21 protein-coding genes are annotated in these 20,001 nt (G+C 66.8%); 8 read left to right on the forward strand and 13 right to left on the reverse strand.

Going from position 1 to position 20,001, the window contains the following annotated elements; all coding sequences use genetic code 11:
* Window positions 1-37: 37 nt before the first annotated feature.
* Window positions 38-568, reverse strand: coding sequence for a PaaI family thioesterase (locus tag ACFC4D_RS38555; RefSeq protein ID WP_376070907.1), 531 nt, complete (start codon window positions 566-568; stop codon window positions 38-40).
* A 55-nt stretch (window positions 569-623) separates the two neighbouring features.
* On the opposite strand from ACFC4D_RS38555, the gene ACFC4D_RS38560 reads away from it, so the two are divergent.
* Together ACFC4D_RS38560 and ACFC4D_RS38565 are read left to right on the forward strand one after the other, a co-directional pair.
* Window positions 624-1,070, forward strand: a complete 447-nt coding sequence (locus ACFC4D_RS38560) for a winged helix-turn-helix transcriptional regulator (RefSeq protein WP_375968579.1) — start codon at window positions 624-626, stop codon at window positions 1,068-1,070.
* Window positions 1,071-1,223: 153 nt separating this feature from the next.
* Window positions 1,224-1,574 (forward strand): ribosomal subunit interface protein, encoded by a 351-nt coding sequence (locus tag ACFC4D_RS38565; RefSeq protein WP_364638877.1) that lies wholly within the window; start codon window positions 1,224-1,226, stop codon window positions 1,572-1,574.
* Window positions 1,575-1,763: 189 nt separating this feature from the next.
* On the opposite strand, the gene ACFC4D_RS38570 is transcribed toward ACFC4D_RS38565, so the two are convergent.
* Entirely contained in the window at window positions 1,764-2,633 is an 870-nt protein-coding gene (locus ACFC4D_RS38570; RefSeq protein WP_376070909.1) for a response regulator transcription factor, read from the reverse strand.
* Window positions 2,634-2,694: 61 nt separating this feature from the next.
* Here ACFC4D_RS38570 and ACFC4D_RS38575 point away from each other — a divergent pair, with 61 nt between their 5' ends.
* The 4 genes from ACFC4D_RS38575 (at window position 2,695) to ACFC4D_RS38590 (ending at window position 7,283) form a co-directional block, all read left to right on the forward strand.
* A complete protein-coding gene (locus ACFC4D_RS38575; RefSeq protein WP_376070912.1) occupies window positions 2,695-4,347 on the forward strand; it encodes an AMP-binding protein in 1,653 nt (550 codons plus the stop codon).
* Window positions 4,344-6,062, forward strand: a complete 1,719-nt coding sequence (locus ACFC4D_RS38580) for an AMP-binding protein (protein WP_376070915.1) — start codon at window positions 4,344-4,346, stop codon at window positions 6,060-6,062. Before ACFC4D_RS38575 ends, ACFC4D_RS38580 begins: the two co-directional genes overlap by 4 nt.
* Before the next feature lie 44 nt (window positions 6,063-6,106).
* Window positions 6,107-6,298: a hypothetical protein gene (locus ACFC4D_RS38585; protein WP_364638889.1), complete on the forward strand. Its 192-nt coding sequence runs from the start codon at window positions 6,107-6,109 to the stop codon at window positions 6,296-6,298.
* Window positions 6,299-6,572: 274 nt separating this feature from the next.
* Window positions 6,573-7,283 (forward strand): phosphoribosyltransferase family protein, encoded by a 711-nt coding sequence (locus ACFC4D_RS38590; RefSeq protein ID WP_375968583.1) that lies wholly within the window; start codon window positions 6,573-6,575, stop codon window positions 7,281-7,283.
* 121 nt (window positions 7,284-7,404) lie between these two features.
* On the opposite strand, the gene ACFC4D_RS38595 is transcribed toward ACFC4D_RS38590, so the two are convergent.
* On the reverse strand, window positions 7,405-8,040 hold the full coding sequence (locus ACFC4D_RS38595; RefSeq protein WP_376070918.1) for a TetR/AcrR family transcriptional regulator: 636 nt from the start codon (window positions 8,038-8,040) through the stop codon (window positions 7,405-7,407).
* Between the two features lie 105 nt (window positions 8,041-8,145).
* Between ACFC4D_RS38595 and ACFC4D_RS38600 the strand changes: the two genes are divergently transcribed.
* Window positions 8,146-8,862, forward strand: a complete 717-nt coding sequence (locus ACFC4D_RS38600; RefSeq protein ID WP_376070921.1) for an SDR family NAD(P)-dependent oxidoreductase — start codon at window positions 8,146-8,148, stop codon at window positions 8,860-8,862.
* On the opposite strand, the gene ACFC4D_RS38605 is transcribed toward ACFC4D_RS38600, so the two are convergent.
* Window positions 8,859-9,305 carry a hypothetical protein gene (locus ACFC4D_RS38605; RefSeq protein WP_376070924.1) on the reverse strand — a complete coding sequence of 149 codons (447 nt, stop codon included), beginning with the start codon at window positions 9,303-9,305 and terminating at the stop codon, window positions 8,859-8,861. The two genes, ACFC4D_RS38600 and ACFC4D_RS38605, sit on opposite strands and share 4 nt — an antisense overlap.
* Before the next feature lie 63 nt (window positions 9,306-9,368).
* Window positions 9,369-9,968 (reverse strand): TetR/AcrR family transcriptional regulator, encoded by a 600-nt coding sequence (locus ACFC4D_RS38610; protein ID WP_376070927.1) that lies wholly within the window; start codon window positions 9,966-9,968, stop codon window positions 9,369-9,371.
* A gap of 76 nt (window positions 9,969-10,044) precedes the next feature.
* On the opposite strand from ACFC4D_RS38610, the gene ACFC4D_RS38615 reads away from it, so the two are divergent.
* Entirely contained in the window at window positions 10,045-11,808 is a 1,764-nt protein-coding gene (locus tag ACFC4D_RS38615) for an ABC transporter ATP-binding protein (protein WP_376070930.1), read from the forward strand.
* Between the two features lie 79 nt (window positions 11,809-11,887).
* On the opposite strand, the gene ACFC4D_RS38620 is transcribed toward ACFC4D_RS38615, so the two are convergent.
* From ACFC4D_RS38620 to ACFC4D_RS38655, 8 genes are all read right to left on the reverse strand, one after another.
* A complete protein-coding gene (locus tag ACFC4D_RS38620; protein WP_375968588.1) occupies window positions 11,888-13,312 on the reverse strand; it encodes an MFS transporter in 1,425 nt (474 codons plus the stop codon).
* A 91-nt stretch (window positions 13,313-13,403) separates the two neighbouring features.
* Entirely contained in the window at window positions 13,404-13,880 is a 477-nt protein-coding gene (locus ACFC4D_RS38625; protein WP_375968589.1) for a MarR family winged helix-turn-helix transcriptional regulator, read from the reverse strand.
* A 50-nt stretch (window positions 13,881-13,930) separates the two neighbouring features.
* Window positions 13,931-15,382 carry a flavin-containing monooxygenase gene (locus tag ACFC4D_RS38630; protein ID WP_376070932.1) on the reverse strand — a complete coding sequence of 484 codons (1,452 nt, stop codon included), beginning with the start codon at window positions 15,380-15,382 and terminating at the stop codon, window positions 13,931-13,933.
* Window positions 15,383-15,461: 79 nt separating this feature from the next.
* On the reverse strand, window positions 15,462-16,460 hold the full coding sequence (locus ACFC4D_RS38635) for an ABC transporter substrate-binding protein (RefSeq protein WP_376070934.1): 999 nt from the start codon (window positions 16,458-16,460) through the stop codon (window positions 15,462-15,464).
* Window positions 16,461-16,478: 18 nt separating this feature from the next.
* On the reverse strand, window positions 16,479-16,841 hold the full coding sequence (locus tag ACFC4D_RS38640) for a 4Fe-4S dicluster domain-containing protein (protein WP_376070936.1): 363 nt from the start codon (window positions 16,839-16,841) through the stop codon (window positions 16,479-16,481).
* On the reverse strand, window positions 16,841-18,448 hold the full coding sequence (locus ACFC4D_RS38645; protein WP_376070938.1) for an FAD-dependent oxidoreductase: 1,608 nt from the start codon (window positions 18,446-18,448) through the stop codon (window positions 16,841-16,843). Before ACFC4D_RS38645 ends, ACFC4D_RS38640 begins: the two co-directional genes overlap by 1 nt.
* The gene (locus tag ACFC4D_RS38650) at window positions 18,441-19,172 is read right to left on the reverse strand and encodes an ABC transporter ATP-binding protein (protein ID WP_376070941.1); all 732 of its coding nucleotides are present in this window, start codon (window positions 19,170-19,172) and stop codon (window positions 18,441-18,443) included. The genes ACFC4D_RS38645 and ACFC4D_RS38650 overlap by 8 nt, the downstream gene beginning before the upstream one ends.
* Window positions 19,173-19,916 (reverse strand): ABC transporter permease, encoded by a 744-nt coding sequence (locus ACFC4D_RS38655; protein ID WP_376070943.1) that lies wholly within the window; start codon window positions 19,914-19,916, stop codon window positions 19,173-19,175.
* Between the last annotated feature and the right edge of the window lie 85 nt (window positions 19,917-20,001).

The following is a 20,001-nucleotide window of genomic DNA, read 5'->3' on the forward strand; positions in this document are numbered from 1 at the left end:
ACTACAGCTTCCAGGCGATCAGCCACCTAGGACGGGGTCAGCCGCCGATGACGAGGCAGGTGCTGGTCGCCGTGGCGAGCAGTGTTCCGTCGGCGTCGCGGACGTCGGCTTCGGCGAAGGCGACGCGGCGGCCGGGTTTGGTGACCCAGCCGTGCACGGTGAGCTCACCGGTGTGCGCGTGGATGGGGCGCAGGTAGTTGATTTTGATTTCGATCGAGGTGTAACCGACGTTCGCGGCGAGGGTGGTGTGCACGGCACACCCGGCGGCGGTGTCCAGCAGGGTGCAGGCGACGCCGCCGTGGATCATGCCGATCGGGTTGTACATGGATTCGTCCGGCGTGCAGACGAACACGACATCGCCGTTCGCCACCTGAACGGGGCGCATATTCATGAGCCCGGCGATGGGCGCGCCCGGAATCTCGCCGTCGACCATGGCGGTCAGGTACTCCAGGCCGGTGCGACCCGGCGCTGCCTCCAGCGAGACCTTGGGGTCATGCCAGTAGACGGTTTTGCTGCGCACATCACCCCAGGATTCGGGGCTCGCGGGCGGTTCGGTGGTGATCGTCATGGAAATGACCCTAACACCCTGGGTTCACAATGTGAATGTAGATAGGATGTAGGGCATGGCACGGAACTGTTCGGTCGCGGCCGCACTCGGGATAGTCGGCGAGCAATGGGCGCTGCTCGCGCTGCGCGAGGTCTTCCTGGGCGTGCGCCGCTTCGACGCCATCCAGGAGGCGACCGGCGCACCGCGCGCGGTCCTGATCCGGCGGCTGCGCACGCTGGTCGATTCGGGCGTACTGGAACTGCACGACTATCGCGAACCGGGTTCGCGCACCCGCCAGGAGTACCGGCTCACCGCCGCGGGCCGCGAATTACAGCCGGTGCTGACCGCGCTCATGCAGTGGGGCGATAAGCATTTGGCGGGGCCGGGCGGGCCGCCGCTGGCGGTATCGCACTCCGACTGCGGTGCACCGGTGCGCGCGGTGCTGCGCTGCGATGCCGGTCATCAACTCCCCGATACCGGGCGCGGGCTGATCGCCACCCCGGCCGGGCGTCAAGCGGAGTAACCCAATCCACATCGCGGGCAAATCCGGTTGCGCACAATACCTTCCGGCACCGTTACGCACGAGTGACGTTCGCAACCGACCGATCGCCCCGAAAAACGGGTAATGTCGGTGGTGTCAGCAAGTTCTCGGCTATTCCAAGAGTTTGGAGATGCCATGCAAATCCAGGTCTTCGCCGACAAGCACATCGGCGGCAGCGCGGCACTCATCGAGCAGGCGCAGGACACCATCGAATCCATCCTCGACCGCTTCGCGGACAATCTGACCCGCGTAGAAGCCCACGTCACCGACGTGAACGGCCATAAGGGCGGCTCCGAAGACAAGCAGTGCAACCTGGAGGCGCGCCCCAAGGGGCAACCCCCGGTGGCGGTCCGCCATCGCGCCGCCACCGTCGAAGAGGCGTATATCGGCGCTGCGGAAAGCATGGCCCACCTATTGGACAGCCGCTTCGGGCGACTCCATCAGCACAAGGGCGGCGAGACAATCCGCCATATGGCAGCCCGCTAGCATCGGCGAAATACGCTGAATAACCGGGTGATTCGCGTACGCGAATCACCCGGAGGCGCGGGGCTTGGAGTGATATAGGGCGATTCGCCCGAACCGAATCCGGTATGCAGCCAAAGAACCTGTATCACATACGGATTCGCCTTCGTCCGGTAAGAAGCCCGCCGCAAGTCGCGGGCAGGCCATGGTCGATCAGGGCAGTAGGCCCAGACGCCGGGCGCGCACGACGGCTTCATGGCGAGAATGCGCGCCCAGTTTGGTCATGGCGCTGCGCAGGTAGCTTTTCACCGTTTCGGCGCGAAGCGAAAGCCGCAGCGCCGCTTCCGAATTGGTACAGCCCAGGGCGATCTGGGCCAGCACGTCCAATTCCCTGGGTGCGAGGGTAATCTCCCCCGCCGGATCCGTCACACCGGACACCAGGCGTGCCAGTTTATCGGTCACAGTGCGTAATCGGTTGCGGGCCAGTGCATCCGACACCGACGGTGTGATACCGCGCAATTCCGCGTGCAGATCCCGGAGCTGTTCTGCGAATACGACATCCGGACCGGTTACCGACGCGGCCGCGTCACGCGCCGATGCCAGCCGCAGCCGCCGGTCCACCTCATCGCGAATGGTGAGCTCGACGCTCAGCCGCTGTCCGGATCGGACCATGGCATCGGCGACCCGATCCCCTATCGGCCCGGAGTCGCGGTTGGCCACGTAGAGCACCGCGCGCGCCTGCCCGCCGACCACCACGGGCACCGCCACCACCGCGCGCAGGCCCTCACCGAGCACCGGGCCGTCGTAATGGTGGGTGATGGTCGAGGCGGAACGGTAGTCCGCGACCGAACGCGGCCTGCCGGTGGCGATGGCACTGCCGCCCAGACCCGAACTGGGCGCGACCAGCAGGCCGCGCATGCCGTTGGTCCGGGTGCCGACGAATTCACTGAGCACCAGACCGCCCGCGTGCACGGTGCCGCCGAACACCACGGGGGCCTTGGACAGCGCCGCGATCTGCCGTAATTCGGCGCGTAGCGCGTCGCCGTCATCGGGGCGGAGCAGATCGTCTGTGGCCGGGCTCATGGTTACCCCCGTTCGGGGCTGGTCGGGGTGGCGGTGTGACGTGGATCCTACCGAAGTGAGCATGAGCACGGACCGGCTCCGGCCGGTGAGCTATTCCTCGGGGGCGTGGAGCACGCCGCTACTCGGGGACACCATCGGCGACAATCTCGATCGCACGGCGGCCCGGTTCGCCGACCGCGACGCGTTGATCGACTACACCACCGGCCTCCGCTGGACCTACCGCGAGTTCCTGACGGAGGTGAACGCCCTGGCGCTGGGCCTGCTGGCGAGCGGGCTGGGCAAGGGCGACCGGGTGGGCATCTGGGCGCCGAACTGCCCGCAGTGGACGCTGGCGCAGTACGCGACCGCCAAGATCGGCGCGATCCTGGTGAATATCAATCCGGCCTATCGCGCGCATGAGCTGCGCTATGTGCTGGGGCAGGCCGGAATTCACACGCTGATCGCCGCGCCGTCGTTCAAGACCTCGGATTACGCGGCCATGATCGCGCAGGTGCGCCCGGAATGCCCGGACCTGGCACAGGTGGTGCTGCTGGACAGCCCCGAATGGCGGCGGCTCTTCGAAACCGGTCGCGCAGGCGACCCGGAACGCCTGGCGCTCGCCCAGGCCGCGCTCTCGGCGGACGATCCGATCAATATCCAATACACCTCGGGCACAACGGGTTTCCCCAAGGGAGCCACGCTCAGCCATCACAATATCCTGAACAACGGCTACTTCGTCGGCGAGCTGTGCGGCTATACCGAACAGGACCGCATCTGCATTCCGGTTCCCTTTTATCATTGCTTCGGCATGGTGATGGGAAATCTCGCCGCCACCACTCACGGCGCGGCCATGATCATTCCCGCGCCCTCGTTCGAACCCCGCGCGACGCTGGAAGCCGTTGCGGCCGAACGCTGTACCTCGCTGTACGGGGTGCCGACCATGTTCATCGCCGAACTGGCCGATCCGGAATTCGACACCTACGACCTGTCCAGCCTGCGCACCGGCATCATGGCCGGATCGCCCTGTCCGGTCGAGGTGATGAAGCAGGTCATCGAGCGCATGGGCATGGGCGAGGTGAGCATCTGCTACGGCATGACCGAGACGTCCCCGGTCTCCACCCAGACTCGCGCGGACGACAGCCTGGCGCAGCGCACCGCCACCGTGGGGCAGGCCGGACCGCATATCGAGATCAAGATCGTCGACCCGGCCACCGGGCTGACCGTGCCGCGCGGACTGCCCGGCGAACTGTGCACGCGCGGCTATTCGGTGATGCTCGGGTACTGGAACGATCCCGAGAAGACCTCCGACGCCATCGATTCCGCGCGCTGGATGCACACCGGCGATCTGGCCACCATGGACGAGGACGGCTACGTGGCGATCACCGGCCGCATCAAGGACATGGTCATCCGCGGCGGCGAGAACATCTATCCGCGCGAGATCGAGGAGTTCCTCTACAGCCATCCGGACATCCTCGACGCACAGGTGATCGGCGTGCCGGACGCCAAATACGGTGAAGAGCTGATGGCATGGATTCGCATGCGCGAGAACGCGACTCCGCTCACCGCCGAATCCCTGCGCGAGTTCTGCACCGGCAAGCTCGCGCACTACAAGATCCCCCGCTACGTACATCTGGTGGATGAGTTCCCGATGACCGTGACCGGCAAGATCCGCAAGATCGAGATGCGCGAGATCGCCGTGAACCTGCTGAACCGATCCGCCGAGGAGACCGCATGACCACCGCGACGCCCACCGCCAATACCGCGGCCTACCGCGCCGCCCGCGATCTGCTGGTCGCGCACGCCACCGACTACACCGCCGCGCTGGAGCATTTCGAATGGCCGCGTCTGACCGGCGTATTCAATTGGGCCACCGACTGGTTCGACGTCATCGCGCGCGGTAACGACCGCACCGCGCTCTGGATCGTCGAGGAGGACGGCGCGGAACAGCGCATCACCTTCGACCAGATGGCCGACGCGTCGGATCAGGTGGCGACCTGGCTGTCGAGTCTCGGTGTGGGCAAGGGCGATCGGGTGATGCTCATGCTCGGCAATCAGGCCGAACTGTGGGAGGCCATGCTGGCCGTGGCCAAGCTCGGCGCGGTGATCATGCCGACCACGGCGGCGCTGGGCCCGGAAGACCTCATCGACCGGATCGACCGGGGCGGTGCGGGTTTCGTGATCACCAATGCCGCCGACACCGCCAAGTTCGACGAGGTGCCGGGCGACTACGTGCGAATCGCGGTGGGACAGCAGGTATCCGGCTGGCGTTCCTACGCCGAGGCCACGATGACCATGTCGGCGGGTCCGTTCGCGGCGGTCACCGAGGTGGATGATCCGCTGCTGGTGTACTTCACCTCCGGCACCACCAGTAAGCCGAAGATGGTGCAGCACTCCCAAATCAGTTATCCGGTAGGGCATCTGTCGACCATGTACTGGATCGGCGTGCGCCCGGGCGATGTGCATCTGGCGATCAGCGCGCCGGGCTGGGCCAAGCACGCCTGGAGTTGTTTCTTCACCCCGTGGCTGGCCGAGGCGACCATATTCGTCTACAACTACGGCCGTTTCGACGCCGCGGCGCTGCTGAAGCAATTGCGTCGCGCGGAGGTGAACACGTTCTGCGCGCCACCGACGGTGTGGCGCATGCTGATTCAGTCCGATCTCGGCGAGCGACCGGCCGGTCTGCGTGAAATCCTCGGCGCCGGTGAGCCTCTCAACCCCGATGTGATCGCACAGGTGGAGAAGGCGTGGGGTCTGACGATTCGTGACGGCTTCGGACAGACCGAGACCACGTTGCAGGTCGGCAATACGCCAGGACAGCCGGTCAAGCCCGGATCCATGGGCCGACCGGCCCCGGGAGTGCCTGTCATACTCGTGGACCCCATCACCGGAGAACTCGCTGATGAGGGCGAAATCTGCCTTGACCTGGGATACACTCCGGTCAACCTGATGACCGGATATCTGGGCGATCCGGAACGCAATGCCGCTGTCACGGCGGGGGGCTTCTACCACTCCGGTGATGTCGCCTCACGCGACGACGACGGATACATCACCTATATCGGCCGCACCGACGACGTCTTCAAGTCCTCCGACTACAAGGTGTCGCCGTTCGAGCTGGAGAGTGTGCTCATCGAGCACCCAGCCGTGGTCGAGGCGGCGGTCGTCCCGCAACCGGACGACACCCGTCTCGCAGTTCCCAAGGCATACGTTTCACTCGCCGCCGGATGGGAACCCGATCGCGAAACCGCCCGCGCCATACTCGAATACGCCCGCGACCACCTCGCCCCTTATCTGCGAGTGCGCCGCGTGGAGTTCACCGAGCTACCGAAGACCATCTCCGGCAAGATCCGCCGCGTCGATCTGCGCCACCGCGAGGAGCGGGCGCACGCCGCGGGCGAGCAGATTCCCACCGAGTTCCGATACGAGGAAGTTTTCACCGAAACGCAGCCGTAGTCCCTTACACCGCACCTCATTCCGACGACCGATTGGAGCCCTGCGTGCCCCACAGCGTGGAGACCGCCACCGCCTACGTCATCGCCGCCCTCGAGGACAAGGGCACCGCTACGCGCGACGATTTCGACGTGACCGGCATCGTCAGCGCTACTCACCGTCTCGCCGAGACCTGGGATTTCCGTTCGGTGGATCGCGGCAGGTTCTGGAGTATCGCGGCGACGTTCCTCAGGTCGTGAACTCGAGCGATACCGGCATGTGATCAATTCGTATGCGCGGGAAGGGCGGAACCACGAGTTCGCGCTGGCGTACACTGGGATTCTGCCCTTCTCGAGCGACCCTTTCCGCATGACCCGGTCTGCTCACCCCACCGCGGCAGCCACTCAATGGAGAGGGCGCTTGATGATGACGGTATCCGGGCACCCCGCGCACCCCTCCCCTCCTCCGCTCACGCCCCCGGCGTGGCCGACCACCGGCTGAAATCCACAGTCGGGCAAGCACATGCCGCCGTTCATGGACCGCAACGACGCGGGCCGGCAGTTGGCCGGGCTGCTCGCTGCTTTTCGCGGTGACGATGTGGTGGTCCTCGCTCCGCCCGGCGGCGGGATGCGGGTCGCCGCCGAACTGGCCGCCACCCTGCACGTGCTGTTGGACGTAATCCTGGTGCGCCCCTTGGCCGTTGCCCGTCATCCCGACCTGGTGTACGGAATTCTCGGCGAGGACGAAACGCTGCTCATCGACACCACCGCCGTGGCGGGCGGGAGCCTGTGCGAAGCCGAACGGGCCGCCACCGAGGAGGCACAGGCGGAAATACTGCGCCGCAATGCCTTCAGCCTGCGCGGTGATCGCAAGCGCGTGGACCTGTCCGAGCGCACGGTGGTGGTGGCCGACGATTGCGTGGCCGATGCCACCGCCCTGCGCGATATTTGCCGAATGGCCCGGCTGCACGGCGCGATCCGCATCGCCGTCGCGGTCCCCGTCGCGGCACGGCAGGAATTGGGCACGCTCTCCCCGTACGCGGACAAGATCGTCTGCCTCAATGCCACCGCGCAGCCGCCGGACGCCGATCGCTGGTACGTGCAGAGCGATCTGACCACCAGTACCGATATCGCCGCACTACTGGCGGGCAATCACTCCTGCGGCTGGTCCGATGGTTTCGCGGGCGGGGACAAGCGCACCACCCCGGCATCGAGATCGAGTTCCAGTCGCGGCCGGTGGTCCTGACCGCCGCTGTCCTCACTGCCCTCGTCGGTCAGCTTCTTACCCGGGAACAACTCGCCGATGACACCCACGCCGTCCACGATAGCTCGCGTGGCGAAGGCGCTCCGGGATCAGTGCGAGCGGCTCATTGCTCACCGCTGCCCAGTGCTCGCATCAGCTGATCCTCGGTGATCGGCGGCACCGGGAGCGGATGCGCGGCGGCCGCGCGCAGACCGTCGAAAACCAGGGCGAGATGGCGTCGCCAGGCATCGGGGGCCAGGGTTCCGGTGGCCTCGACGATTCGGGTGTGCGCCCAGGTGATGAAGGCGATGTCCTCGAGCACCCAGTCCGGGCGCAGCACTCCGGCTCGCTGTGCGCGCGTGACGATTTCGCGCATTCGGTGGTGGCCGTCCTCGCGGGCGCGGGCGATGGCGGCGCTCGGGGCGGCCCGGACGGCGAGTTCATTGAGCAGCCGGTCGCCCGCCTGGAGTTCGCACACCTGCTCCACCAGATAGGTGAAGGATTCCCAGGGGTCTTCGATCAGCAAGGCGCGCTCGGCGATTCGGCCCCCGGCTTCGATGCGGTCCTCTACGGCGGCGGCGATCAGATCATCACGGGTGGGAAATCGGTTGTAGAGCGTGCCGATGGCGACGCCGGCCCGGGCAGCGACCTCTTTGAGCGGTGCGTCCAGACCGCGTTCGGCGAAGACCTCGCGGGCCGCGGTCACCAGGGCGTCGCGATTGCGGCGGGCATCCAGGCGCAGCGGCTTGTTCGAGGACATCCGCCGATCCTACAAATTCGGAGTGCGAAATATGTTGAGCATAGGTTCAACTTAAGCTAGCGTCACGACGGTAACTTGAACCAAGGCTCAACTTAGTGAGGCGCTATGAGCAAGACCATCGCGATATTCGGTTACGGACCCGGGCTCGGCGTCGGGACGGGACGGCGCTTCGGGCGCGAGGGTTTCCGGGTCGCGGTCATCGGACGCAACCCGGACAAGGCCGAACGGCACGCCGCCGACCTGCGGGCCGAGGGCATCGAGGCGGCGGCCTTTCCCGCGGACGTCACCGACGCCGACCAGCTGGACAAGGCCGTCGCCGCGATCGGGGAGACCTTCGGCCAGATCGATGTGGCCATGCACGGCGCGGCCGGGGACATGAGCGATCGCGTCCCGAGCACCCTGGCATTGGATGTGCCCGGACTCCGGGTTCCGATCGCGCTGAAACTGCATTCGCCGATCCTCATGACCCGGGCGCTCGCCCCGGCCATGATCGAACGCGGTGACGGTGCGCTGCTGTACTCCTCCGGATCCTCACCGCACGCGTCGCAGCCGTACCTGTCGAATTTCGGTGTGGCGCTTGCCGCCCAGCGCGGTTACGTCCATCAGCTCGCCGATGAACTCCGGGGCACCGGCGTCTACGCGGGCGTGCTGAATATCGGCGTGCTGATCGGCGGCAGCCGCGCCGAGGAGATCGTCGACAACCATCCCGAACTGGTCCCGGCCGGGGTGGAGATCGCCCGCATGACCAATGACGAACTGGGCGAACACTATTGGCGCATGTACACCGAGCGGGACAGCGTGGAGATCGACGTCGGCTTCTAACGGCCGAACATGCGCGATTTCAGCTCGCGTTCGGCCTGACGCAGGCTCGCGTCCAGATCCAGCCAGGTGCGCTGGCGCGGGGTCTGACCCTCGCCCATCCCGGTCATGACGAAGGTGAACACGCCCCGCAGCACCTGCCGCCGCCTGCCCGGGGAGTGCACGGCCAGGGTCATGGCGATGACCATCCCGACCCGGGTGACCGTGAAGGTGGCGTCACCGTCATGCCGTCCGGCGGTGAATTGCCGTGGCCGCGCGGTGATCTCGACCCAGTCGACGGTGGTGCGCGGAATCCGCTCGCACAGCATGTCGGTGAGCCGCTGCCGAATCATGGCAGGCGGATCGAAACCGAGCTGCCCCAGCCAGGTGGCGTCATCCGGCAGCAGGGTGAAATCGTCCGCGCACCATTGATTGATGCTCGGCTCATCCGATACGGCTGTTCTCATACTCACGCGCTCCCCTCTCTCGTGAGTGTCTGTGCAAGCGGGGCCCACCGCAACCGGTTTGGGCTAATCGGTTGCGGCGGGGGCGAAAACGCCCCGGGTCAGCGTGGTCATGATGGCGTCGACGAGTTCGTGGCGCGGGGTGGTCTCCTGTTTGGCGGCCTCCCACGCGGCATAGAGCAGCGCCCAGAAGGTGCGGCGCTGCCAGGACAGCGGCAGGGTTGCCCCGGTGGTCTCGCCGACGCGAATCAGGATGGCGTCCACCGCGTTCTCGCTCTGCGCGAGTTCGGCCCAGAGTTCGGCGTCACCGGCGAGGGCGGGTTCGGAGTAGACGAACAGCAGGATCGGGCCGAGGTCGAATTGGCCTTCCACGACCCGGCGCAGCGCGGCCGCCGGGGTGCCGCCGCCGGGTTCGGCGCGCTCGATGGCCTCGGTACTCAGCTCGGTGACGTGCCGGGCGAGGGCGCGCAGCAGATCGAGTCGTTCCGGGAAGTAGCGGTGCAGGGTGGTGCGGCCGACATCGGCGGCGGTGGCTATCTGGCCGAGCGAGGCCGCCGGGGTGGTGATGAGCACCTCGGCCGCCGCGTCCAGGATGGCGGCGCGGGTGCGGGCCCGGATACCGGTTCTGGCTGCTCCGGTGCCGGTGGCGGCGGGTGTGGCGGACATATCCGGAACGGTATCAGGCCGATCCTGAACAGAGCATAACTTGACTCTAATGGAACATCTGTGTTCCATTAGAGGTATGCAGAGTACCGAAGTCACCCTTGCCGCGACCGGGCGCGCCCAGCATCTGATGCTGCTGTGGTCGTTCGTGCGCCCACATCGGGGACGGCTGCTGCTCGCACTCTGCCTCGGCTTCGGCTATACCGCGACGGCGCTGGCCACTCCCCTGGCCACCAAATGGATTCTCGATTCGGTGGGAGCCGATGGCTCACTGCTGCAACCGATTTCGCTGCTGCTCGGACTGCTGGTGCTGGGCGCGGGGTTCGGGCTGGCCGAATGGCTGCTGCTGGGCCGGATCGCCGAGCACATCGTGCTGGACGCGCGCGCCTCGCTGGTGCGCCGGTTCTTCCGGGGCGTGCTGCCCGATCTGCAATTCCGGCCACCGGGTGAACTGGTCACCCGGGTCACCTCGGACACGCTGCTCCTGCGCGAAGCGGCCTCGTCCAGCCTGATCTACCTGATCAACGGCACCATCTCGCTGGTGGGCACGCTGATTCTGATGGCGGTGCTCGATGTACCGCTGCTGCTGTGCACGCTGGTGGCGGTGCTCGTCATCGCGGTGCTGGCGGGCTGGCTCATGCCCGCCATCGCGGTCGCGCAGCGGCAGGCGCAGGAATCGGTCGGGCGGCTCGGCGGCGTGCTGGAGGGCGGTCTGCGCGCGGTGCGGACGGTGAAATCCAGTGGTTCCGAGGAACGAGAGAGCCGCCGGGTCATCGCGCACGCCCGGGATTCGGCCGCGCACGCCAACCGCGCGGTGCGGGTGGAGGCCATTGCCTGGACCGTGGCGGGCAGCGGAATTCAGTTGGCCATCATCGTGATCCTGGCCTTCGGCGCCTGGCGGGTGCATCAGGGCGCGCTGGCGGTCTCGACGCTGGTCGCCTTCCTGCTGTACGCGTTCGGACTGGTCGAACCCGTCAGCGAGATCACCCGGCAGCTGGCGCAATTGCAGTCCGGTGTGGCCGCCGCCGCGCGCCTGCGCGAAGCCGAAAGCATTCGCACCGAGGATGTTTCGGCCGGGCATTCGGCAGATGACGATGCCGACGGGCCGAATGTGCTTACCTTCGAGGATGTTTCGGCCAGCTATTCGGGCGCCGATCGACCCGCGATCGACCAGCTGTCGGCAGTCATCCCGCGCCGCGGGCATACCGCCATCGTCGGACCTTCGGGCGCGGGCAAGACCACGCTGTTCTCGCTCATACTGCGATTTCACGATCTCGATGGCGGCCGAATCACCCTGGACGGCAAGGACTATGCCGATCTGCGCATCGATTCGGTGCGCGCTCGCATTGGCTATGTCGAACAGGAGACGCCGCTGCTGACCGGCACCATTCGCGACAATGTGCTGTATCGCCACCCGGATGCGACCGATACCGAGGCGTGGGCGGCGCTGTACGCGGTCGGGCTGGCCGAGACCGTGCACCGCCTGCCGGGCGGACTGGACGAGCCGGTCGCGCAGACCAGCCTTTCCGGTGGTCAGCGCCAGCGCATCGCACTGGCCCGGGCGATCGTGCGGCGACCCGAGATACTGCTGCTGGACGAGGCCACCGCACAGTTGGACGGGCGCACCGAGGCGGCGGTGCAGGAGATCATTCGCGATATCGCCCGCGACAGCGCGGTGGTGACCATCGCGCACCGGCTCTCCACCGTGATCGACGCGGACACCATCTGGGTGCTGGAGGATGGTGCGCTGCGCGCGGCGGGAACCCACCGCGAGTTGTACGCGAACGATGAGCTGTACCGCGAACTCGTTGCCGCACTGCGGATTTCCGCACCGACGGCCTGAGATCGATACGATCCCCAGGCACACGACTCGGGCCCAGCGGTGATCCGCTGGGCCCGAGGTGTTTTCGCACACCGTCGAATCAGGCGACCGCGACGAACTCCTGCTGCGCGGCGGTGGCGGCGGGGCGGCGCAGCACGGTGACGCTGATGGCCAGGGCCGCGACGAGCACACCGGTGGCGATCATGAAGGCCAGGCGGTAGCCGTCGGTCAGGGCGGCGGCCTCGGTGGCCCCGGCGGTGAGCCGTTCCCCGGTGCGCGAGGCGGCCAGGGTGGACAGCACCGCGACACCGAACGCCATGCCGACCTGCTGGGTGGTGTTGAACAGTCCGGAGGCCAATCCGGCATCGTCGGCGCGGGCGGCGGACATGCCCAGGTTGGTCAGCGCGGGCAGCACCAGGCCGCCGCCGGCGATCAGCACCATCATGGGCAGCAGGTCGGTGACGTAGGAGGCGTGCACCGGAAGCCTTGTCAGCCAGGCCATTCCGGCCAGCAGCAGCACCAGGCCGCTGATCAGCACGGCGCGCTCACCGAAGCGGGTGATCAGGCGAGCCGAGACGAACAGTGACACACCGCCGATGGCCACCGCGGCGGGCAGCATGGCCAGACCGGTCTGCAGCGCGCTGTAGCCGAGCACCCGCTGCATGTACAGCGCGACGATGATCTGGAAGGCGAACATGGCCGACAGGGTCAGCATCTGCACCACATTCGCGCCGGACACATTGCGGGAGCGGAAGATACGCAGTGGCAGCAGCGGGGTGGCGGCGGTGCGCTGGCGAATCACGAAGGCGGTCAACAGGATCAGCGACAGAGCGCCCAGGCCCAGGGTGTGCGCGGACAGCCAGCTGTACTCCTCGATCTTGACCACGGTGTAGATGCCCAGCATGAGTCCACCGGTCACCAGCAGTGCGCCCAGCGCGTCGGCTCCGGCGGCCAGACCCAGTCCGCGATCGGCGGGCAGCGCCTTGATGGCGAGCGCGACGGTCAGCACGCCGATCGGCACATTGATCAGGAAGATCCAGTGCCAGTTCAGCGCATCGGTGAGCACACCGCCGAGCACCTGACCGATGGATGCGCCCGCCGCGCCGGTGAAGCTGAAAATGCCGATGGCCCTTGCCCGTTCGCCCTTCTCGGTGAACATGGTCACCAGGATGCCGAGCACCACCGCCGAAGCGATCGCACTGCCGACGCCCTGTAGGAACCGGGCCGCGACCAACATGGCCGGGCTGGTGGCCGCACCCGCAAGCAGTGAGGCGGCGGTGAAGACGATATTGCCGGTCAGGAACATTTTCTTGCGCCCGATCAGATCACCGAAGCGGCCCGCGAGCAGCAGCAGTCCGCCGAAGGCGATCAGATACGCGTTGACGGTCCAGCTCAGCCCGGCCGGCGTGAAGCCGAGATCCTGCTGAATCGCGGGCATCGCCACGGTCACGATGCTGCCATCGAGGATGGTCATCAGCGTCGCGGCGGACAGCACCGCGAGGGCGAGATTTTTGGACGCAGTCATGATCTTCTCCTGTTCGAACCAACAAGAGAGACCGTACTAGATAGTTCCGTTGCAGACAATCTCTAACGGACTCTTTTTGCGAAACAGCTGGTCACTGCCTCGCACGCCGTGCCGTGGATGCCTCGGCAGTGGTCGAAAGGTGCCCTTCCACCAAATGATTCAGCGCTTTCACCAGAGCGTCCCGCTCCCCCTTGGGCAGCGACCCGAGCGCATCGCGATGCACCCCGTCCACAATCTCCTGACTGCGCGCGGCCAGCTTCGCCCCCTTCGGGGTGACCGCGATGATCCGCGCCCGCCGATCGGTACTCGACGGCTGCCGCTCGGCCAGCCCCGCCTTCTCCAGCGCATCCACGGTGACCACCATCGTGGTCTTATCCATATCCCCCAACTCCGCGAGCTGCGCCTGCGTCCGCTCCTCCTCCAGCGCATGCACCAGCACACAGTGCATCCGCGCCGTCAACCCGATCTCCGCCAGCGCCGCCGACATCTGCGTCCGCAACACATGGCTGGTCCGATCCAGCAGAAACGACAGATCACGTTCGGTTCGCACAGGCGCGAGAGCAGTCATACCGCAAAGTATAGTTTCGTAGCGGATAATCTGCATTCACCCGGATATGACTATCGGGCGGCGGCCCGCGCTCTGCGCTGTGCGGCCAGATCGGCATAGCGGGCGGGGGTGAAGTCGCCCAGGTATTCGGTCAGCGCGTTGCGGGTACGCCGGGTCGGCACCTCCATATCGGTGAGCAGATCATCGATATGGTGGATCAGGTGCGGGCCGACATAGAAGCCGCGGGCGCGGGCCGGAAACTCCTCGGCCAGCCAGGCGCCCACCCGGGCTATCTCGGCATCCATCTCAACGACGGTGGGCAGCTTCAACTCGTCCGCGAATACTTGCGACAGCCAGTGCGCGGAGACCTCCGAGGTGAGCTGGCACGCGGTCGAGGAGGCGTAACCGATGAATCCCAGGCGCGGTTCGGCGGGCGGAAGGATATGCCGATAGAGCCTGAATCCACTGTCCCGGAACAGTTCCGAGGCAAGGTCTGCCGCGAGGAACGGTAATGTCTGACGCCAGCCGGTGGCGAACAGCACGATATCGGCCGCCAGCCGGTCGCCGTCCGCCAGGCGCACCTCGTCCGGGCCGAACGATTCGATCGTGGTGCGGCGCAGCCGGATTCGCCCGGCCCGCGCCATCGGATAGAACTCCGAGGTGAATCCGGCATTCTCCAGGCCGCGCGGCAGGTGCTGTTCCGGAACCAGGATGGACGGCATGCGGAGCAGCGTGCGCAGGACCAGTTCGACTGTGCGCCAGAAGATCCGGGGCAGAGCGCGGCCGCGCCCGTGCAGGAATCGCTCGACCCTGTTTCGCCGGTGGCAGGGCATGAACAGCTCCGCGATTCGGCCGAGTAGGACCTGGTCGGCCGGGATGCGGCCGGGAAACCAGCGCGGAGCCATCCAGTGCGGGGTGCGGAACACCAGGGTGCAGTCACGCGCGTGCGCGGCGGCCCAGGCGGCGCAGTCCAGCGCGGATTTTCCGGCCCCGACGACAATGACCCGTCTGCCCGCGAACAGTGCCGGATCGGTCGCCTCACTCGAGTGCAACACGGTTCCGGCGAAGCGTTCGCGGCCCGCGATATCCGGCAGTTCGGGTTCGGAGTAGGTGCCGGTGCAAACCACCACGAAATCGCAGGCCAGCTCGATCGGACCGTCTGGGCCGATGCCGGTGACCGTGAAGCCGGACTCGTGCCGGGCCACCTCGGTCACCCGGGTCAACAGGCGAATCACCGGGTTCAGCTCGAAGCGGGCGGCATAGGAAGCCAGGTATTCGCGTACCTGGGCGGCCGTCGGGAACATGTCCGCGCCCGGATCGTACGGATGATCGGCAAAGGCGTAGGTATCACGAGAGTTGTTGGTGCGCAGTCCCGGATAGGTGCGCGACGGCGTCCACACGCCGCCGATCTCGGGCTCCCGTTCCAGCACGTGAACGTCGAATCCATCCTCGCGCAACACTTTTGCCGTCACGAGACCCGATATTCCGGCCCCGATCACGACAACCCGCTTGCATTCGACCATTACGCCAGCCCCCTCGCGCCGAAAGACCTCCCGATGCTAGCCCGTGCGGGCGGTATCGGGAGGTTCGATCGGCAGGCGGTCAACTGGCCTTTGGGCGGTCGCGGTAGAACCAGTCGTCGAGGGAGAAGTCTTCGCGGATTTTCTTCTGGTCCACCAGGAATTGCTTGGTGCCGGTGAGGAGGGTGATGCCTTGGGGGGAGAAGAGGTCTTCGGGGATGGATTCGAGGCGGGCGGTGGCGCGGACTACGGCTTCGGGGGCTTTGGATTGGGTGACTTCGTAGTTCACGTAGTCGGTGAAGTGGTCGCGGGCGAATTTGTTGGCGTCGTTGAGGATTTGCTGCCAGGCGGGGCCGAAGTCCTTGTGGGTGTCCAGGAAGTCCTGGCTGCTCACGGCGGAGCTGGTACCCGCCAGGGTCGGATGGTTGTCGCGGACCGAGTCCACCAGGTGGAATCCCTTGGCCAGGAACGCCTGTAGCGATGCGGACGGGTTCACGTCCGGCAGCGCCACCGCCGCGACGTCACCGCCGTTGAGGGGAGCCTCGGCATCGGTGGCGAGCAGGTGGATCAGCTGCGCGGAGATGCCTTCGGCCTGGAGTGCGCCCTGAAGGTAGCGGTCGATGTAGGAACCGAGTTGGACGCCGACCTTCTTGCCCGCCAGATCCTTCAGCGTGCGGATGGCCGGATCCTTGGCGACCACACCGGCGTTGTAGTTCACCGAATTGATGCCCAGCAGCCGGGTTTTCAGGCCGCTGCCGCGCGCCACCAGGGCGGGGGTGTCGCCGTAGCTCGCCACATCGAGCCGTCCGCCGACCAGTGCCTGGTTCAGGTCCGGGCCGTTGGGGAAGCTGTAGACCTCGATATTGTCCACGCCGAGGGGTTTCAGCGCGGGCAGCACCACGCCGCGCTGGTGTGCGAAACCGAGGGTTCCGGTCAGCACGTTGCCGCTGCCGATGACGCCGATGCGGAGGGTTTTGATCTCGGTGCGGGTGGCCGAACTATCGGCGCCCGAACCGCAGCCGGACAGCACCAGTGCGAGTGCGGCCACGGCGGCGGGAACGAGCTTTCTCAGGATGCGCATGAAGAACTTTCGTGAAGATCAGGGTTCGGAATGCAGCGCTGTCAGTTCGGACAGGCGCGGCGGTGGAGCACCGTGGGGCAGGCGCGGGCCGATCGCGACCAGGCTGCCGGGCTTGCGGCCCTGACCCCAGCCGATCTCGCGGCGGTAGCGGCCGACGTGTTCCTCGGGAATCGCCGTGAGGTCGGGCAGCGGGGTCACATCGGGCGATACGTAGAGGGCGTCGGTCGGGCAGTACGCCTCGCACATGAAGCAGGTCTGGCAGTCCGATTGCCTTGCGATGAGCGGGATTCCGCTCTCGGTGCGATCGAAGACATTGGTCGGGCAGACATCGACGCACTTATCGCAGCCGATGCAATCCTGGGCGCGGACCAGTTCGATCATCAGGCCACCGCCGCACTCGCGCCGACGGGCTGCTGTCCGGGAGCCGCCGAGGTGGCGGTCCAGACCTCGTGCAGACCACCCGAGAGAATGTGATGGTGCTGCGCCGGATCGAGATCGGGATGATCGGCGCGCTTGCTCATGCCGCGAGTCTCGGTGCGGGACAACGCCGATCGATACATGAGGCGACCCACCGCGGTGATGGCGGCGGCCTGTCGGGCGCGTACCCGCTCATCACCGGTGGCATCCCCGCCCAGACCGCGCTCGGCGCGCTCCCACAGCGAATCGAGTTCCGCCAGCGCGGGGGTGATGCGATCGCCGTGCCGCATCAGGTTCTTCTCGAACGGGATCAGCTCCGCCTGCGCGGCCGCCACGACTTCTTCGGCGGACACGGATTCCGAAGTGTCAGGGCGCAATCCGACCTGTCCGGCCCCGCGCAACGCGGCGTGATCGGGACGCGAATCGCGTGCGAACTCCGCCGCGCCCCGGCCCGCCCAGCTGCCCGAGGACATGGCCCAGGCCGAATTATGGCTGCCGCCACCGGTGAAGCCGCCGCAGATGCGCTCGCGGGTGGCCGCGTCACCGGCCGCGTACAGACCGGGAACCGTTGTGGCGCAGTTGTCATCGACGATATCGATGCCGCCGGTACCGCGCACGGTGCCCTCGGCGAGCAGATCCACCTCGAATCGATCCTTGAACGGGTCGATGCCGCGGCGATCGAACTGCAGGAAGAAGTTCGGCTGACCGAGTCGCATCTGCGCCTGCACGGTGGCGTCGGCGCGATCCAGCTGCGCGAACACCTTCTCCGACAGCAGGGTTCGCGCGATCACCGAACGACCCTTGGTGGAGCCCGCACCCTCGACCACGCGGCCATCCTCGTGGAAGAAGGTGGCGTAGCCGTAGTAGGCGGTCTTGGTGATGGTCGAGCCCTTGGGCACGATGGCGTACGCGTTGGAGAACTCCATACCGGAGAACCGCGCACCCACCTCGGCGGCCATGAGCGCGCCGTCGCCGGTGTTCACATTGGTCCCCAACGCCCGGGACAGGAACGCACAGCCGCCGCTGGCCAGCACCACCGCGCCCGCCGCGATGCGGTAGTCGCGGTCGGCCTGCCGCTGATAGCCCGCCGCACCACGCACCACGCCGTCGGCATCGACCAGAAGTTCCAGTGCCGGTGAATGATCCAGGATGGTGACCCCGGCGCGCTTCACCCAGGCGCGCATGCGGCGCATGTATTCCGGGCCCTGCACACCGGTGCGCATCTGTTCGCCGGTGCTCTCGTTCACCGGGAACGGGTAGCGGCCCTCGACCGCGAGGCGGTTCATATTCGCGTAGGTCTGATCCAGCACCCGATCCATCCAGTAGTGGTCGGCCAGGTGCCCGCCGAGCGTTTCGCGGCTGGCCTTGGCATTGGCGCGGGCGGTCGCCTCGGGAGCCACGTACCAGACGCCGGTGCCGGAAGGCGCTGTGGCGCCGCTGGTTCCGCAGTAGCCCTTGTCCACCAGCGTCACCTCCGCGCCGGCCTCGCGGGCGTGGATGGCGGCCCAGCAGGCGGCGGGTCCGCCGCCGATGACCAGCACATCGGTACTCAACTGCCAGGTTTCACTCATGGTCGGCTCCTGTCGGTGCTTCGGGGTCGACGCCGAGTGCGAGCAGCAAGCGGCGGCGGAGGTCGGAGAAGGTGGGGTCGAGCACCGAACGCGGGCGCGGCACGGTGATGTCGAAGGATTCGGCGATCCGCCCGTCGCGCAGGACGAGGGCGCGATCGGCCAGCAGCAGGGCCTCCTCCACATCGTGGGTGACCAGGAGCACCGCCTGCCGGTGCTGGGTCCACAGGCGCGCGACGAGCGCCTGTGCTTTGAGGCGGGTCAGCGCGTCGAGTGCGCCGAAAGGTTCGTCCAGCAGCAGCAATTCGGGATTGCGGACGAGCGCCCGGGCGAGGGCGACGCGCTGTGCCTCACCGCCGGAGAGAGTGGCGGGCCAGACATCGGCCTTGGCCGCCAGGCCGACCTCCTCCAGCGCGGCAATGGCCTGCGCCTTGGTGGCGCGGTCGACGCCGAGAACGACATTGCGCCACACCGACATCCACGGGATCAGTCGATGTTCCTGAAACACAATGGCTTTCGATGCCGGGGCCTCGAATTGTCCGGTGAATCCCCTATCGAGCCCGCCGAGTCCGCGCAGCAGGGTGCTCTTACCGGATCCGCTCGCGCCGAGCAGCGCCACGAACTCCCCCGGCGCGATATCCAGATCGACGCCGCTGAGCACGGTGCGCCCGGCGAAAACCCGGCGCGCGCCGCGAATGCGTACCGCGCTCGCAATGGTGGTGGTCATCTACGCTCCCTCGAATCCGGTTCGCCAGGAAAGGAATCGGCGCTCGAGCGCCCGCACGAACAGATCGGTGAGCAGGCCCAGCACGGCGTAGATCACCAGCACCAGGAAGATCTGATCGGTGCGCAGGAACTCCTTGGCGTCGTTCATCAGGAATCCGAGACCCACCGGCGTGGTCTGCATCTCGGCGACGACGAGTGTGAGCCAGCCCAGTCCCAGCGCCTGCCGCAGCCCGACCAGGATCTGCGGCAGCGCGCCCGGCAGGATGATCTTCGAGGTCAGCTGTAACCGGTTGAGCCCCAGCGATTCCGCCGCCTCGACCAGGCGGGTGTCAACCCCTCGAATACCGGCCAGCACGTTCAAGTAGATGGGAAAGATCGGCGCGACGATGATCAGCGCGATCTTGAACTCATCCCCGATCCCGAACCAGATGATGAACACCGGCACGAGCGCCAGCGTCGGCAACATCCGCATCGCCTGCAGCGGCCCGTTCACCAGATCTTCCGCTATGCGGAACAACCCGGCCGCCGCCCCCAACACCAGCCCGATCACGATCCCGATCGACAACCCCACCGCCACCCGCCGCGACGAAGCCGCCAAATGCTCCCACAACTCCCCAGAGACAATCAGCTCCCGCCCAGCCTCGATCACCTCCGTGGGCGCGGGCGTGGTGGCCCCCAGCCACCCCCGAGCCCCCAACTGCCACAGCACGAGTACCAGCACCAACCCGGAAGACTTCCGAGCCACCGACACCAACCTGCGCGTGATCACCCGCGCCCGAGATTCCGTCGTATCGAATGGTGCAGCCTCGGGCACAACAGCCGGGCGAGGG

Origin of the sequence: Nocardia sp. NPDC056000 (genome assembly GCF_042269265.1) — a bacterium.
Classification (GTDB): domain Bacteria; phylum Actinomycetota; class Actinomycetes; order Mycobacteriales; family Mycobacteriaceae; genus Nocardia.